Source organism: Mesobacillus sp. AQ2 (genome assembly GCF_030122805.1).
Taxonomy (GTDB): domain Bacteria; phylum Bacillota; class Bacilli; order Bacillales; family Cytobacillaceae; genus Mesobacillus; species Mesobacillus oceanisediminis_A.
Genome location: NZ_CP126080.1, coordinates 4,264,056 through 4,280,538, shown reverse-complemented (window position 1 = coordinate 4,280,538; position 16,483 = coordinate 4,264,056). Strand labels below are relative to the sequence as shown.

Here is a 16,483-nt window from a genome sequence, read left to right as displayed (position 1 = left end):
TGATAGAGCTAGATGCTATAATAGGTTTGTTACAAATTGTCGAAGAAAAGCCGAGTGATAAGACTAACTATCTAAGGTGATACAAAAAATGATTGATATGCAGGATGTTTACAAGACTTATTCCAACGGTATCATGGCCGCAAACGGAATTAATGTTCATATAGATGCTGGTGAATTTTTATACGTGGTAGGACCCAGCGGTGCTGGGAAATCTACTTTTATAAAAATGATGTATCGTGAAGTGAAGCCTTCCAAGGGTTCCATCATTATAAATGGTGTTAATCTCGCAAAGCTTAAGGACAGCAAAGTACCATTGCTGCGCCGAAATATTGGCGTCGTATTCCAGGACTTCAAATTGCTCAATACTCTTTCAGTCTATGAAAATGTCGCGTTCGCGATGGAGGTTATTGAGGAATCGCCGCAATATATCAAAAAGCGAGTAATGGAAACTTTGGATCTAGTCGGGTTGAAGCATAAAGCTAGATCGCTTCCGACTGAGCTTTCAGGCGGGGAGCAGCAGCGTGTTGCCATCGCTCGTTCAATAGTGAACGCACCAAAAGTGGTAATCGCCGATGAGCCAACTGGTAACCTTGACCCGGACACTTCATGGGAAATTATGAACATATTCGAAGAAATTAATATGAGGGGAACCACGATTGTCATGGCCACCCACAACAAAGAAATCGTCAACACAATCAAGCATCGCGTCATCGCGATAGAGAACGGCCGGATTGCGCGTGATGAAATGAAAGGTGATTACGGATATGAAAGCTAGAACATTCCGCCGCCACATTCGTGAAAGCTTTAAAAGCTTAGGCCGGAATGGCTGGATGACGTTCGCATCCGTAAGTGCCGTAACGGTTACCTTGCTTTTGGTCGGTGTCTTTTTCGTCATTATGATGAACTTAAATAAAGTCGCAACCACAATCGAGGAGGATGTAGAAATCCGAGTCCATGTGGATGTAGCTGCGAACGACAAAGATAAAAAGGTATTGGAACAGCGGATCAACCAGGTATCTGGAATTAAAAAAGTGACCTATTCTCCGAAGGAAAAAGAACTCGAAAGCCTGATTAACAGTCTCGGAGATGAAGGGGAAGCCTTCCAGTTATTTGAGCAGGACAATCCTTTAAACGATGTGTTCGTCGTAAAGACGAAAAATCCTACTGACACAATGAAAGTCGCGAAGCAAATAGAGAAGCTGGAGTATGTAGCAACTGTAAAATATGGTCAGGGCAAGGTGGAGAAACTTTTCGGTTTTATAAAAGTAAGCCGTAATGTCGGACTCGTCTTGATTGTCGGACTTCTTTTTACTGCAATGTTCCTGATTTCTAATACGATTAAGATTACAATCATGGCGCGTAAACGAGAGATTGAGATTATGAGACTCGTTGGGGCCACAAATGGTTTTATCAGATGGCCGTTCTTCCTTGAAGGCCTATGGCTGGGTATCCTTGGAGCAGTGGTGCCGATTGCCGTCGTATCAGCAGCGTATTATTACGCTTACGACTTCTTGAACGAAAAGCTAAAAGATCATTTCATAAGATTGCTAGAATTCAACCCGTTTGTGTACCAGCTGTCTGCGATCCTGATTATCATGGGTGCGGCAATTGGAATCTGGGGAAGTCTCATGTCCGTCCGCAAGTTCTTGAAGGTGTAAAGGATCAAATTTCCGGTATCGCCGGAAATTTCTCCTAAACACTACATAACCAATAGACGATAGATAGAAAGACAAAGTTACGAAACTATCATGAGTAAGAGAGGGGAAAAGATCTAGTGAAAAAGCAGATACTCTCACTAGCAGTAGTCAGTACTTTAAGCCTGGGTTCTTTAGTAAGCCCATTATCAGTAAATGAAGCAAAAGCAGCAAGCATCTCGGAAATGCAAAAAGAAAAGAATGCATTGCAAAATAAACGTTCAGGCATCAATTCTGAAATCAATAAAAATAAATCTAAGATCGGTGAGCTGCAAACTGAACAGCAAAGTCTGAATGACCAGATCAAAAAACTTGATTTAGGTGTTGAAGACGCAGAAAAGAAAATTGAAGTAAAAAATGCGGAAATCGCACAGACTACCGCTGAAATCGAGCAATTAAAAGTAGAAATCGCTGAATTGATCAAGCGTATCGAAAAACGCAATGAATTGCTTAAGGACAAGGCACGTTCTTTCCAGGAAAATGGCGGTACTGTAAACTATATCGATGTCCTTCTTGGAGCACAAAGTTTCAGTGATTTCGTTGACCGTGTAAGTGCGGTAACAACAATCGTACAGGCTGATAAAGATATCCTTGAACAGCACAGATTGGATAAGGAAGAGCTTGAAAAGAAGCAGAATGAAGTAGAAACAAAGCTTAATAACCTTCAGGGAATGAAGAAGGAACTAGAAGCATTAAAAGTGAAGCTGAACGCTCAAATTAAAGAAAAGAACAAGCTTATGAGCACTCTTAAGCATGAAGAAGAGCAGATGCATGCGGAGAATCTAGAAATGTCAGAAGCCGCGGATGTTTTGGCGGCACAGGAAGCTGCAATGGCTCAGGCAATTCAACTAGAAAAGAAACGCCAGGCTGAGATCGCAGCCGAAAGAGCGAGACAAGCTGAGCTTGCAAGACAAAGGGCTGCGGCTGCTGCAAAAGCGAAAAGCAGCGGTGGCGGAAGCACTTCAACTCCAGCTCCAGACCCAGAACCAGTAGCGGCAGCACCATCATCAGGCGGCATGATCATCATGCCGGCAAGCGGACGCATCTCATCTGGACTTGGCAGCCGTTGGGGTTCATACCATGCAGGAATTGATATTGCCAACCGTGGATCGAACGTACCAATTCATGCTGCGGCAGATGGTGTTGTCATTCGCTCTTATTATTCCTCAAGCTATGGGAATGTTATTTTTGTAGCACACTCAATTAATGGACAAACATGGACAACTGTTTATGCACATATGAGTGCGCGTATGGCCAGCAATGGTCAAGTGGTTTCCAGAGGACAAAGAATTGGCACAATGGGCAATACTGGACAATCTTATGGACAGCACTTGCACTTTGAACTGCACAGAGGATCGTGGAACGCTTCTAAATCAAACGCTGTAAACCCAGCTGCATATTGGTAATAAATTCAGGAAGAGACCTCAAATCTCTTCCTTTTTTATTTTCCCGTTTAATAGTCTTAGAAACTTGTAAAATAAATCCAAACGGGACCTTCCTGCAAAATTAAACCTTCATACCCTGTCCCTCTTCGTCATATAATGGGAATCATATAAATTTTTACGGCAGAGGAGCAGTTGATGCGGTAAACAGGGAGGAGTTTGGCAATGGAGCGTAAGTGGATTGCCATTTTGATGGCGGGCTCGCTGCTGACTGGGGCGGGGAGTACATACGCCGGGATGCAATGGTACGAGAGTAAGGCTGGGGTGCTGGACCGTCAGATTGTCCCTTTTAAGGATAGTGCGAGGGCAGAATCAGGCGAGCAGGGCAGTATTGAAAAAGTTGAGCAGGCCTACAGTTTGATTTTTAATAGTTATGTGGAAAAAGTAGAGGGAAAAAAGCTGGTTGAGGGTGCCATCAAGGGCATGCTGTCGACTTTGGAGGATCCTTATTCGGTCTATATGGACAAGGAAACTGCTAAGCAATTCAATCAGACACTGGAGTCATCATTTGAGGGGATTGGCGCTGAAGTCAGTTCAGTTGATGGAAAGATCGTGATTGTTTCGCCTTTTAAAAATTCGCCTGCAGAAAAAGCGGGTTTGAAGCCGAACGACCAGATTCTGAAGGTTGATGGTGAAAGTATCGATGGGCTGGACTTGTTTGAAGCGACAACGAAAATCCGCGGGAAAAAGGGGACCCCTGTGGTACTCGAGATTGGGCGGAAAGGCTTGAAGGATCCGCTTCAGGTAAAAGTGATCCGTGATGAAATCCCACAGATTACGGTTTATAGTGATATGAAAAAGGTAAATGGCGAAAAAATCGGATACCTGGAGATAACCTCATTTTCTGAGGAAACATCCAAGGAATTCAATAAAGAACTGAAGATACTGGAAAAAGAGGGATTGGATGCGCTGCTGATTGATGTTCGCGGAAATCCTGGCGGGCTGCTATCGAGTGTCGAAGAGGTTTTGCGAGAGCTGATTCCTAAAGATAAGCCGCTTTATCAGATAGAGGAACGCAGCGGAGATAAGACACGTTATTTTTCAAATTTGGCTAAAGCGAAAGACTACCCGATTGGCGTGCTGACAAATGACGGAAGTGCATCCGCAGCGGAAATCCTGGCCGGGGCATTGAAGGAAGCGGGCGGCTATCCTGTTATCGGCGAAAAGACCTTCGGAAAGGGAACAGTCCAGCAGGCTGTGCCGATGGGCGATGGCAGCAATATCAAGCTGACGCTGTTCAAATGGCTGACGCCGGATGGCAAATGGATCCATAAGAAAGGTATCGAGCCAACCGTCGAAGTCAACCAGCCGGCTTTGTATCACACCCATCCGATTCAGGCTGAAAAACCGCTGAAGCTGGATATGAATAACGAGCAGGTCAAGAACGCCCAAGAGATTCTTGCAGGCCTTGGATTCGAGCCGGGGCGCACGGACGGCTACTTTAGCGATAAGACCGAAATCGCTGTCAAGGCATTCCAGCGTAACAAGAGTATGAACGTAACAGGTGTAATCAACGCCAAAACGGCCAGTGCTCTTGAGGAAGCTGCCAGGGAAGCGATGAAGCAGGAAGAGAACGATTTGCAGCTGCAGACTGCGTTGAGGCTGCTGGCAAGGTAATCAACTACAACTCCATTTTTAGAAGACGCTGTACCTTAGTCAGGGGTGCAGCGTTTTTTTGTTAGTTTATGGTAAACGTAGAGAATATGCTTCATTTCGTAGAGATTATAGCCTCTTCCGTAGAGAATAAGCAGCATTCCGTAGAGATTCCAGACCAAACCGTAGAGAATAACCCGGATTCCATAGAGATTAGTTGCTATCGACAGAAATAAACCTCCACAAGAAAAAAATCCCATCCCATTTCCGCAAGTATTAATAGGTTTTACCCCCTAGATTTGATAGAATAAGCTTAATAATAAGTAATTTTACGGGGATGGTGACATAGGGGTGGCACAGGATTGGTTCATTGAGCTTTTGAAGGGGACGGGCAGGCTTCTGCTTCACCCTGTGTTCTATTATTCTTTTATTATAGCTGCGGTCCTTGGGGTTGCGCGCGTGAAGCGGGAGCGGAAAAACTTCACGGTCCGGTCGGAAGATGCTTATTTTGAGCTAAGGCAGCTGTTTCCGCTTGGGCTGCTTGTCGGTCTGCTGATTTCCGCAATCACTATTGGAGCAGGGCTTACGATACCATTCGCGGCGATTGTTTTAATTGCGGCGGCGACATTGCTATTGAGCTTTACCGCGAGAGTGAGGCTGCTGGCTCCTGCCTATACGGTTGGCGCTGCTTTTTTTGCTCTAGCTTTTCTGTCGGGCAAAAACATCGAGCTTCCGCTGGCCGGCGATTTATTTTCAAATTTGGATGAAAAAATATATCCTTCCATCGCGATTTTGCTGGCACTGCTGACAATCGGTGAAGGATTCCTTATTTTAAAGAATGGCAAAAAGGGAACTTCTCCAAAATTAGTTAAAAGCAAGCGCGGCCAGACGGTCGGTGTTCATGAGGTGAAACGGCTGTGGCTGGTTCCGGCATTCATGCTCATTCCAGGAAACATCCTGACCATGCCGTTCGAGTGGTGGCCGGTGTTCACGCTTGGCGACAATACATATTCATTGCTTCTCGTTCCATTCGCGATCGGCATGCATCAGCAAATCCAGGGCATGCTGCCGAGGGAGGCCATTCAGCAGCAGGGCAGCCGGGTGATTGGACTTGGCATCCTGGCCGCACTGATTGCTGCAGCCGGGTACTGGTACCCAATCGCGTCCATCGCAGCAGTGTCAATCGCCATCATCGGCCGCGAAGCTTTGACTTATACCCAGCGGATGCAGGAAGAAAGCCGTCCGTTCTATTTTTCCAAAAAGAATCATGGCGTAATGATTCTCGGCATCCTGCCAGGATCGCCAGCCGATAAAATGGCCCTGGAAGTAGGGGAGCTTGTCACAAAAGTCAATGGCACGAACGTCAATGACGAAAAAACATTTTACGAGGCTCTTTCGCGAAATAGGGCACATTGCAAGCTGGAAGTGCTTGATACGAATGCGCAAATCCGTTTTGTGCAACGGGCGTTATATGAAGGCGATCATCACGAACTTGGTATCCTTTTTGTTCAGGATGAGAAAAAGTGGGACAGTGAAGTTGGATAAGAAACCAAAGCGGGAGCCATCACACGAGGCTCCCGCTTTTTTCGTATTATTCCACAACCCCTGTCCGCAGAATCTCGAAGTCCACCTTTACATTAACCTTGCTATCCGGATACATTTTGTGCCATTTCGATGCAGTCAGGTTTGTGCCTCTGACGCTTTTACGGTAAATTTCGCCAAACCCGAATGGATCTGCTCCGGCCACGCGCGCCTTTTCAACCAGGTTCTCAATTTCGGAGGTGATTTTTTCACTAAGTCTGTCTTCCAGTTTTTTTAGTAGTACTGGGTTCTTAATGTCCATTACTTGATTGACCTCAAGCAATCTTGTTGTTAATTTGATTTTCATTTCGAACTGGAGGTTGTCTTTGTTGAGCAGGTTGATATCACTTTTGCTTGTGATCGTATCCAGGACCACGGACATTTGGTCAGGAGCTTCAATTGACTCCGGAATACCAAAACCGCCTTTTGGGATGGTTATTTCTATTGCTCCTGTTTTATATCGGTCATTGACCAATTTCAGAAAAAATGCTTCATCGGGATTGGCCTTGCTGACCATTTTATCATTCTTGAACAACGCCATGCCGGTAATGATAATTTCTCCGTTTTCCCCCCTTATAGTGGGCAAAACCGGGTCAGTTCCTGCAGCATAATAATCTTGCATGACTTCCTGCAGAGTTGACGAGGGGATTTTTTCCCCTTTTATATTTTGATCTAGTTCCTTATAAATGAGCTGGCTGATATCGGAAAACCCCGCGTTTTTCTGTTTGAGCAGTTTATGTGTACTGCCTTCAACGACTGCAAGATAGGTGAGATTGCTGATAGCCGGATCCCGTGCCAGGGTGTCTACGAGATTGATGATACCTAGCTGTGCGAACTCTTCGCTGACTAGTGCTACCCGGAGTTGACCTGATTGCAGCTTTTTAGGGCTTTTTAAATCAGCTTTGTTTTTCGCCCCTTTGCTAGTCTCTGATTTTGCGGAAAGGATAATGGAATTCTGAGCTGCCTCTGGATCAATTTGCAACAGTACCATTGTTACAAGAACATTTTTATCTTCTGTCGTATCATATCCGATTGTTGTGACCAAACCCATTCGCTCCAATGTTTTCGGATCAGCACAGCCGGAAATGATGATGGCAAGGATCGCAATGATGATTTTATTCATTTTTCTGTACATTGGCCTCATCCTTTTTTCGGAAAAATTTCTTTTTGACTAGAACTGCACCGAATAGCAGGAATGGATAGATAAACACGATATAGAAGGCACCTTTTGCGAAATAATCGTTCATCATATTGATTTGTACCCTGGTGAGTGGATAAAGCAGGGTCAAGAATAAAAATATCAGCAACTTCCAACTGACTTTCTGTTCCTTTTTACCAAAAACCCTTGAAATACCTCGGGTAGCCGCCCACATATAGAGCATCAAGTTCGGCATGATCAGCAACACCCAGAAGGTAATAGCCACGTATTCAAATCTTTCTATGAAAGGAAAGCGGACGATTGTTAAGAGAGAGAGAGTTCCCCAAATCGTCCGTTCCAACTGTCCTCCGCTAAAATAGGCCAGGGAGACCACCATAATCGTGAGGTAAAGGATGGTGGTAAAAAAAAGGCCTACTTGCATATATTTGTGGACCTTGTCTTTTTCTTTTAAAAAAGGATAGATTACATAGATGATCTCAAAGCCGACGACAGTGAATGTCATTTGTTTTGTACCCCTTAAAATTTCCGGAATGCTCGCTTCGAACATCGGAAATAAGTAATCCAAATTGGCGAACTGGAAGGGATAGGCAAGCAGGAGAATTAGCCAGAAGGACAGACCTACACTAAAGAAGCATACTCCTACCACTGTCCTCAGTCCTCCATTTAGTCCGTAGTAGACAAGGTAGAGAAGAGTAAGGGAAATCAGCCAGTCCGGTACTTCAGGGAAAATCCACGCCTGGATAACTTCAATATAATTTCGGACAATGATGTGGAATCCTCCAAGAAAATAAATGACAAATAAGATATTGAGCAAGTTCCCGAACCATTTTCCAAGTACATCATATTGAATTCCATAGAGGTCCGTATTCTCATAGGCTTTCAAAGTCTTGACCATGATGAACCCAACGATTGCAGTTGCAACACCACTCAAAATAACGGAAATCCAGGCATCATGCTTTGCTTCCATATAAATGACCCTCTGGAATCCCTGGATGCCTACGCCTACCTGCATGGAAAAAATCACGAATACGAGCAGCATGGTATTGACCATACTCTGCGGTTTTACCTCGATCAGGATTTTCATTCATAACACCACATCTTTATTCTTTGGTTTTTTGGGCTCTGAATTTCATTTTGTCATCTGGTCTTGCCTGTTTTGGACGTCTATTGGTCCAGCCAATCGGGAGACGGATGATGCTGTCCCGCCAGTCTGCAAATCTCGGCGGGTAAAAAGGAGCCAGAAATGGGCTTCCAAGACTGGATTGGCGGATCAGGTGGATCAGCAGGAAACAAAAGCCGAACATCAGCCCGTAAAAACCCCAAAAACCAGCTAAAATAATTAAGGGGAAGCGCAGGATCCGTATGACATTGCCCATCGTATAGTTTGGTGTTGTAAAAGAGGCAAGGGCGCTAACGGCAATGATGATGATCAGGATGTTGCTTGTGAATCCGGCATCTACTGCAGCTGTACCAACTACAATACCGCCTACGATACCCATTGTCTGGCCGACTTTCGTTGGCAGCCGGGCTCCTGCTTCCCGGAGGAGCTCAATCATTGTTTCGAGCAATAATGCCTCAATAATGGGCGGAAAAGGAACACGCGATCTTGATTCACCGAGCGGGACCAGCAATGTCTGTGGAATGATTTCGTAATGGAATGTCAAAGACGCAACATAAATGGCGGTGAAAAAAATCGAGACTATCATGGAAAAAACGCGCAGGATCCTGATAAAAGTGGCAATCTGCCATCTGACACTTTCATCCTCCATGCTCTGAAAAAATTCGATGAAGGTTTGCGGTGCTCCGATGACCTGGACACTGCCATCCACCAGTACCACTACTTTTCCGTTCAAAAGCCATGCACAGGCACGATCTGGTCTTTCCGTCAGCAGCATTTGCGGGAAAATTGCCAGTGAATTGTCTTCGATAAGCTGGATCAAGAAAGAGCTATCAAGAACTGAATCGATGTCGATGCTCTGAATCCGTTCACGCATTCTGTCAACCATCTCTTCATCGGCAATATCTTTTAAATAAAGCAGCGCAACCGCAGAATTCGTTTGTTTTCCTACTTTAAAACTTTCATTGCATAGATTGGCATTTGTAAGAAAACGGCGAAGCAGTGATATATTCGTTGCCAGACTCTCATTGAAGGCGATTTGCGGTCCCATCACCTGGGATTCATTTTCTGGCCTGGTCAATGAGCGGTTTTCCTGGGTAGCCACAACTGCGCTGATAATGACAGGATATCCAGTAGAATGGACCAGTACGGCACCTTTCAGTATCGAATCGACACCATCTTCAACGTACTTATGCTTCGAAGTGCTCGAAACCGTTATGCTCTTTAAAGCTTCATCCGGTGTAGCAGAGGTGCCAGCCAAACGCGATAAAATATCCTCATTCAACATTTTCTTATCAGTCAAAGTGTCGAGGAAAACAAGGGTGAAACCATTGGCCAATTCTTTTGTGTTTAGGTCGGCACTATGATGAAGACGCTCTTTCATAATGTTGATGAATTCATCTTTGGATACGGGGATTAACTCCTTGTCGTCGAGATTTTTTTCATTCATGGTGTCAGGAGCTTCACGTTTCTGTTTCTTGAAGAACATAAAAAATCCCTCCGATGCCAGTCATCTACACAAAAGGTTTTGCATTATAGGGAAAAATTATACTGATGATAGATTTTGTGATTGTATGTATCAACTAAAAAAAGAAGCTGGCGTAATGCCAGCTTCCTTTTATATGAGGCCTAGTGAATCAAGGAATACAATGATGATGACGATTGGAACGATGAACCTCATGACATTGTACCAGAGATTAAAAAGCCAGCTGCCTGTTTTGGAATGTTGGAGAAGCTCCTGCCTTAAAACTTCTTTCCTGATTTTCAGCGGAACGAAAATCGAAATCAGCAGGACTCCAAGCGGCATCAGGATATTGCTTACCAGGAAGTCGGCTGTGTCAAAGATGTTTTTTCCGAAAACCGTTGCCTCCGCCAGAATTCCAAAAGCCAGGGCGGATGGGATGCCGAGAAGGAAGATCAATCCGCCGGCAATCCATGCGAATCTGGCGCGCTTTTTACGATCGCCTTTTGCAAGAGTGGCGACGACAATTTCAAGCATCGAGAATGCCGATGTCAGTGTCGCGAACAGGAATAACGCTAAAAACAGCAGCAGGAACAGCTCGCCGAAAACCATTTTTTCAAAAACCGCTGGCAGGACGACAAATAGCAGTCCCGGACCTTCAGCAGCTTCAAATCCGAGTGAGAAGACCGCCGGAAAGATCGCCAGTCCGGCAAGCAATGCGATGAACAGGTTCATCCCGACAACCGACAGGGCCGGCTGTACAAGGCTGCCTTTTTTCGGCAGGTACGAACTGTATGTCACCATCACCGAGACCCCGATGCTCAGGGAGAAAAAGGATTGTCCCATCGCGAATAAGATGCTTTCGGAGGTGATGCTTGAAAAATCCGGAGCGAGGAAAAACTTTACTCCAGTTAACGCGTTATCGAGCGTGAGTGAACGGACGATCAAGATGATAAAAAGCAGGAACAGGGCTGGCATTAGGATTTTACTCGCTTTTTCAATGCCAGACTGGACGCCTTTGGCGACTACCACGATGGTCATCAGCAAGAACGCAGCCTGCGCGGCGAGTACACTCCACGGATCGCTGATCGTCGTCCCGAACAGCTCACCATAATCGGCGCCTTCCTGGATCACTCCGCCAGCAAGCCCCTTTACAAAATAAACACTGATCCAGCCGCCAACCACACTGTAAAAGCTAAGCAGCACGAAGCTGGTAACGACACCGAGTATCCCGATCAAATACCATTTGCTTTTAGGCGCGATTTCTAGATAAGCACGGATCGCTTCTTTTCCAGTACTGCGGCCGATCACGAATTCCGCAAGCAGCAGCGGCAGGCCGATGAACAGCGAAAATAAAATGAACATGAGGAAAAACGCTCCGCCGCCGCTGACCCCCGTCACATAAGGAAGCTTCCAGATTGCCCCGATTCCGATTGCCGAACCGGCTGCGGCAAGGATAAATCCAATCTTTGATGACCATTGCTCTTTCTCCATGTTGATTCTCCCTTTTCTCTCTATTTCAGCTGAGCCGCTGGACGTCCGGGCAAAATAAAAAGCCACGCCGCTATCCAACGATCTGGATAGGGACGTGGCTGAACACGCGGTACCACCCTATTTGGAAGCAAAAATACGCTTCCCGCTCAAGTTAATTGGATAACGGCCAAGTCCGTTCCTTTTTTACAATGTGTATTAAAGGAAAAGCTCCAAGAACGAAATTCACCAGGACTTTGTATCAGTTTTCACCAACCACTGATTCTCTAGTAACAGGGAGACCGGCTTAATAAACTCTCTTCAATGCTTCAACTTATTAAAATGTAATACTCGAAATTATAGTATGATAAGAATATACTGTCAAGCTTCTTTTTCAGAGAATTGAAACAAGCTATAATTGAGGAAACAGCAGGAAGTTGGAGGAGAGTGCATGCTGACACTTATTAAGAATGGCGAGATTTACGCACCAGATCACATTGGTAAAAAAGATATTTTAATTGTCGATCGGAAAATCGGATTCATCCAGGATGAAATCGAAGTTCCAGAAAAGTTCGTCGATGTGAAAGTTATTGATGCTGAGGGCAAGACGGTTGTACCAGGCTTCATCGATTCACATGTCCACCTGATTGGCGGCGGCGGAGAAGGCGGGTTCCGTACCAGGACACCGGAAATCCAGCTGACCCAGGCGACAACTGCCGGCATCACGACGCTGGTCGGTGTTCTCGGCACTGACGGCACGACACGAACGATGCCGAGCTTGATTGCCAAGGCAAGAGCGTTAGAAGAAGAAGGCATCACTACCTATGTGCAAACGGGCTCCTATCAGGTCCCTGTCAAAACGCTTACCGGCAAAATTGAGGACGACATCATTTTGATTGATAAAGTAATCGGAGCGGGCGAGATTGCGATCGCCGATCATCGTTCATCCCAGCCGACTGCCGAGGAGCTGGCCAAAATCGCTTCGGCAGCGAGGATTGGCGGGATGCTCGCTGGAAAAAGCGGCATCGTCAATGTCCATGTCGGCGACAGCCTAGACCATCTGAAGCTGATCGAGGAGGTCGTCGAGAATACCGACATCCCGATCCGGCAATTTTATCCGACCCATATCAACCGCAATCCCCACCTGTTTGAAGCAGGCATTGAGTACGCGAAAAAAGGCGGCTGGGTTGATTTCACTACCAGTTCCATCCCGAAGTTTTTGGAGGAAGGGGAGGTCAAATGCAGTGTCGGTCTCAAGCGGATGCTTGAAGCGGGCGTCGACATCAGCCAGATTACCTTCACTTCCGATGGACAGGCGAGCCTGCCTGATTTTGATCAAAATGGTGAACTGATTGGTTTGCAGATTGGCCAGGTTTCGTCTTTGTACGATGCTGTTAAGGAAGCCGTAGTTTCGGAGGGGATTCCGCTTGAGGTCGCCATCCGAGTGATCACGGCGAACCCGGCAGCCGTTTTAAAGCTTTCACAAAAAGGCCGGATCGAAACAGGACGTGATGCAGACCTGGTGCTGCTGGATAAGGACCTTGAGATTGATACGGTCATCGCAATGGGAAAAGTAATGGTAGAAAACAAAGTTCCGCTAGTGAGAGGGACATTTGAATGATTAGAAGAACCTTGACCATAAGCGGTCAAGGTTCTTTTTGACTTGGTCGATATATCTGTAAATGTGGTCGATATATTCGGAAAAGTGGTCGATATATTTGAAAATCCGCCGAAATAATCAAAAATGTGGTCGATAAAATCAGATTTTTCGCCAATAAACCCATTTTACCGGAATTCGGAAGCAGGAATATGGGTGCGAAATCAATGAAACCTTACCCAAACAGCAAAAAAACGGGCAAAAACCCGCATTTTTTAAAAAATCATCGACAAAATCATTCCGCCAACCGCACCAGTAACAACGACAATCCACGGTGCGAGCTTCCAATACACTAGCATGCTGAACAAAACTGCTGCAAACACGAAATCAACAGGCACGAGAATGGAACTTGTCCAGATAGGATGATAGAACGCCGCAATCAGGATGCCGACAACAGCGGCATTAACGCCCATAAGCGCTCTGCTGATCTTGCTGTTCCGTCTCAATGCATCCCAGAAAGGCAGTGTCCCAAGGATCAGCAGGAATGCCGGAAGAAAAATTGCCGCTGTCGCGAGCAGTCCGCCCTTCCAGCCGCTGATGACTGCTCCGATATAGGCAGCGAAGGTAAACAAGGGTCCGGGTACTGCCTGGGCAGCGCCATATCCAGCGAGGAAGGCTTCCTCACTCAGCCAGCCTGTCGGCACGAATTCGCGTTCAAGCAGAGGCAAAACTACATGTCCTCCGCCAAAAACAAGTGAACCTGATCGATAAAAGCTATCGAACATCGCAATCCAGTTTAGTGAAGTGGCTTCCCGTAAAATCGGCAGGAGGATGAGCAAACCGAAAAAGAGTCCCAAGCTGACATACCCAACACCTTTGGAAATCGGGAAAGTCATCCGATCGTCTGCAGATGCAGTATGGGACTTGAATAAAACATATCCTAAAATTCCAGCGATGATAATCACGCCAATTTGCGTGAACGCTGTTTGCCACAGCAGAGTTGCAGCGAGCGCAAATAAAGCAATCGTCTTCCGCGGCAGATCGGGAGTGAGCTTCTGTGCCATTCCGAGGATAGCATGTGCCACCACCGCGACAGCGACGATTTTCAAACCATGAATCCAGCCTGCGTCTCCAATATCGAATCCCTGTAAAATCAAAGCGAAGACGATAAGTGCCAGAACAGAAGGCAGGGTGAATCCAAGGAATGCGAACAATCCTCCGAGTAATCCGCCGCGCATCAGCCCCACGCCGATCCCGACCTGGCTGCTTGCCGGGCCAGGCAGGAACTGGCATAATGCCACGAGATCCGCATAGCTTTTTTCGTCCATCCACTTCCTGCGGCGGACATATTCTTCATGGAAATAGCCTAGATGGGCGACAGGCCCGCCGAAAGATGTCAGGCCGAGCCTGGTCGAAACCATCAAGATTTCCAGCAGCGACTGGAAAGTTACACTTTTTTTCTCTGTCATTTCTTATTCTCCTTCATAACTAATTGAAAACGCTCATTGAAAAAAGATTTATAGGCCATCTGCAAATACAAAATCACCGTCAGTGACACACTTCCGACAATCCCAAGCATGATGGCGATCTGGTATTCCACGGCAACGATGGGGGAGGTGCCGGAAAGAATTTGACCCGTCATCATTCCCGGCAGGAATATGATTCCCATCCCGACCATTGAGTTTATGGTTGGCAGCATCGCAGAATCGAAAGCTTCGTTGACGACCTTCCTGGCGGCGTCCTTCGGTGTGGCCCCAAGCATCAGGGCGCCCTCGATCTCATCCTTGTGCGATGTAAATCCCGAAATTAAATTATTCACCCCGAGCGAAACACCGGTCATCGAATTTCCGATGATCATCCCGGCAATCGGGATGAAATAACGCGGTTCGTACCATGGAGTAACATCCAGGACAACGAGAATGAAAAAGAACAAACTCGATAGGATTCCGATTGCCATAGCATAAGCAATATACTTTTTCATCCCGCTTCCAAGAGGGTGCTTTGTACGTTTGTACACATTATAAATAGCAAAAATCTGCATGATGGCAATGATTAGCAAGGTAGACCAGGGGTTCGGATTATCAAACAGATAGACGAGAAGGTACCCGACCAGTACAAGCTGGATGGACATTCGCACAGTAGCCAGCAGGATTTCTTTTTCCCGCCGGATCCCGCGAACCCTGACAATGATGATTAATATCAGGATGAAGATATAGGCAGCAGCAAGCTGCAGTAACGATAGATCCATTACACCATCCATCAGAGCCCCTCGCTTCCAAGGGAGTATTGGGACAAGTCAATCGTATTCTCGGCTGCGAGCTCTGCCAGTTCCTTTGAATGAGTGATCATAATGACTGTTTTCGAACGCTTTTTAGCATACTCGTAAAATCTTGTTAGCACAGTACGGGCTGTTTCTTCATCCAGCGCGGAGGTCGGCTCGTCCAGCAAAAACACCTCGGGATCCAGCAGCATCGCCCTGGCCCAGGAAAGACGCTGTTTTTCGCCGCCAGACAGGTTCTCCGCTTCATCGCCCAGCTTTTTATCAAGCATGAATAATTCGAGCATTGTCTCCATTTCCTTAACACTTGCTGCTTCTTTTCCGGAAAAAGAAAGGCCAATCTGCAAATTATCTTCAATACTGCCCTGAAAAATGACCGGCGCCTGCGACACCATAACAACCGTTCTTCGGAGCTGAAGCGGATCGAATTCGTTGATTGGTTTGTTTTTATAAAGAATCTTCCCATCATCAGGGCTGGACAGATCATTCAAAAGCCTCAATAGCGTCGACTTCCCGCTTCCGCTCGGTCCAAGGATGCAGGTGAATTGATTTTCCGGAATCGTCAGCTGATCGATTTGTAAAATACCGTTCACAGTCACATTCTGAAGTTCAAACAAACTGCTTCACTCCCTTCATCCACTGAATTCTGGTACACATATATCTTCGAGCCTCTGATCAATCCTTGATTTCCTTGAAGAGTTCGTACGCTTTCTTTTGGGCTTCCTCAAGCACCCTGTTTCCTTTGTCTGTTGTCCGATAGTATTTGCGTATTTTTCCCTCGACCTTTCTTTCTTCTTTTATCAGCAATCCATCTGATTCCATACTGTGCAAAATCGGATATAGAGTCCCGGCGCTCAAACTGTAGCCGTGTTCTTTAAGCTCTTCCAGCATCCACAACCCAAAAATCTCTTGCTCTTTTGCATGATGCAAAATATGGATCTGGATGAACCCGAGAAAAAGTTTCCTGAGAACTTTATCCTCCATGTAAAATTCCTTCTTTCCCTGATATCGAAATCCAATAACGAAACTCGATATCATTTTAACTTATCAAGAAAATAAATCAATTATTTTGCTACTATCCTTCCCTAAT

General features: G+C 46.0%; 14 protein-coding genes and 1 other annotated feature. Of the genes, 6 read left to right on the top strand and 8 right to left on the bottom strand.

What is annotated here, in order from left to right:
* The first annotated feature begins 88 nt into the window (after nucleotides 1-88).
* The 5 genes from ftsE (at nucleotide 89) to QNH36_RS21560 (ending at nucleotide 6,274) form a co-directional block, all read left to right on the top strand.
* The gene (gene ftsE / locus QNH36_RS21580; RefSeq protein WP_144478015.1) at nucleotides 89-775 is read left to right on the top strand and encodes a cell division ATP-binding protein FtsE; all 687 of its coding nucleotides are present in this window, start codon (nucleotides 89-91) and stop codon (nucleotides 773-775) included.
* Nucleotides 765-1,658, top strand: a complete 894-nt coding sequence (gene ftsX / locus QNH36_RS21575) for a permease-like cell division protein FtsX (protein ID WP_144478013.1) — start codon at nucleotides 765-767, stop codon at nucleotides 1,656-1,658. Before ftsE ends, ftsX begins: the two co-directional genes overlap by 11 nt.
* Before the next feature lie 116 nt (nucleotides 1,659-1,774).
* Complete coding sequence (locus QNH36_RS21570) at nucleotides 1,775-3,100, top strand: murein hydrolase activator EnvC family protein (RefSeq protein ID WP_283904172.1); 1,326 nt, start codon at nucleotides 1,775-1,777, stop codon at nucleotides 3,098-3,100.
* Nucleotides 3,101-3,301: 201 nt separating this feature from the next.
* Nucleotides 3,302-4,753 carry a S41 family peptidase gene (locus QNH36_RS21565; RefSeq protein ID WP_283904171.1) on the top strand — a complete coding sequence of 484 codons (1,452 nt, stop codon included), beginning with the start codon at nucleotides 3,302-3,304 and terminating at the stop codon, nucleotides 4,751-4,753.
* A gap of 327 nt (nucleotides 4,754-5,080) precedes the next feature.
* Entirely contained in the window at nucleotides 5,081-6,274 is a 1,194-nt protein-coding gene (locus QNH36_RS21560) for a PDZ domain-containing protein (protein ID WP_283904170.1), read from the top strand.
* A gap of 46 nt (nucleotides 6,275-6,320) precedes the next feature.
* On the opposite strand, the gene QNH36_RS21555 is transcribed toward QNH36_RS21560, so the two are convergent.
* From QNH36_RS21555 to QNH36_RS21540, 4 genes are all read right to left on the bottom strand, one after another.
* Complete coding sequence (locus QNH36_RS21555; RefSeq protein ID WP_251543042.1) at nucleotides 6,321-7,445, bottom strand: Ger(x)C family spore germination protein; 1,125 nt, start codon at nucleotides 7,443-7,445, stop codon at nucleotides 6,321-6,323.
* Nucleotides 7,426-8,553 (bottom strand): GerAB/ArcD/ProY family transporter, encoded by a 1,128-nt coding sequence (locus QNH36_RS21550; protein ID WP_283904169.1) that lies wholly within the window; start codon nucleotides 8,551-8,553, stop codon nucleotides 7,426-7,428. The genes QNH36_RS21555 and QNH36_RS21550 overlap by 20 nt, the downstream gene beginning before the upstream one ends.
* A 16-nt stretch (nucleotides 8,554-8,569) precedes the next feature.
* Nucleotides 8,570-10,075 carry a spore germination protein gene (locus QNH36_RS21545; RefSeq protein WP_283904168.1) on the bottom strand — a complete coding sequence of 502 codons (1,506 nt, stop codon included), beginning with the start codon at nucleotides 10,073-10,075 and terminating at the stop codon, nucleotides 8,570-8,572.
* Nucleotides 10,076-10,204: 129 nt separating this feature from the next.
* Entirely contained in the window at nucleotides 10,205-11,542 is a 1,338-nt protein-coding gene (locus QNH36_RS21540; protein ID WP_283904167.1) for a sodium-dependent transporter, read from the bottom strand.
* An 85-nt stretch (nucleotides 11,543-11,627) separates the two neighbouring features.
* Nucleotides 11,628-11,852: a binding site (T-box leader), on the bottom strand.
* 117 nt (nucleotides 11,853-11,969) lie between these two features.
* Between QNH36_RS21540 and iadA the strand changes: the two genes are divergently transcribed.
* On the top strand, nucleotides 11,970-13,139 hold the full coding sequence (iadA, locus tag QNH36_RS21535; protein WP_283904166.1) for a beta-aspartyl-peptidase: 1,170 nt from the start codon (nucleotides 11,970-11,972) through the stop codon (nucleotides 13,137-13,139).
* A 251-nt stretch (nucleotides 13,140-13,390) separates the two neighbouring features.
* Here the strand turns inward: iadA and chrA are convergent, their stop codons facing one another.
* The 4 genes from chrA to QNH36_RS21515 are packed head-to-tail and all read right to left on the bottom strand — an operon-like array spanning nucleotide 13,391 to nucleotide 16,377.
* The gene (gene chrA, locus QNH36_RS21530) at nucleotides 13,391-14,584 is read right to left on the bottom strand and encodes a chromate efflux transporter (protein ID WP_251543032.1); all 1,194 of its coding nucleotides are present in this window, start codon (nucleotides 14,582-14,584) and stop codon (nucleotides 13,391-13,393) included.
* Nucleotides 14,581-15,375, bottom strand: a complete 795-nt coding sequence (locus QNH36_RS21525; protein ID WP_283904165.1) for an ABC transporter permease — start codon at nucleotides 15,373-15,375, stop codon at nucleotides 14,581-14,583. The genes chrA and QNH36_RS21525 overlap by 4 nt, the downstream gene beginning before the upstream one ends.
* Complete coding sequence (locus tag QNH36_RS21520) at nucleotides 15,375-16,010, bottom strand: ABC transporter ATP-binding protein (RefSeq protein WP_283904164.1); 636 nt, start codon at nucleotides 16,008-16,010, stop codon at nucleotides 15,375-15,377. The genes QNH36_RS21525 and QNH36_RS21520 overlap by 1 nt, the downstream gene beginning before the upstream one ends.
* A 58-nt stretch (nucleotides 16,011-16,068) precedes the next feature.
* Nucleotides 16,069-16,377 carry a PadR family transcriptional regulator gene (locus QNH36_RS21515; RefSeq protein WP_144477991.1) on the bottom strand — a complete coding sequence of 103 codons (309 nt, stop codon included), beginning with the start codon at nucleotides 16,375-16,377 and terminating at the stop codon, nucleotides 16,069-16,071.
* Nucleotides 16,378-16,483 lie beyond the last annotated feature (106 nt).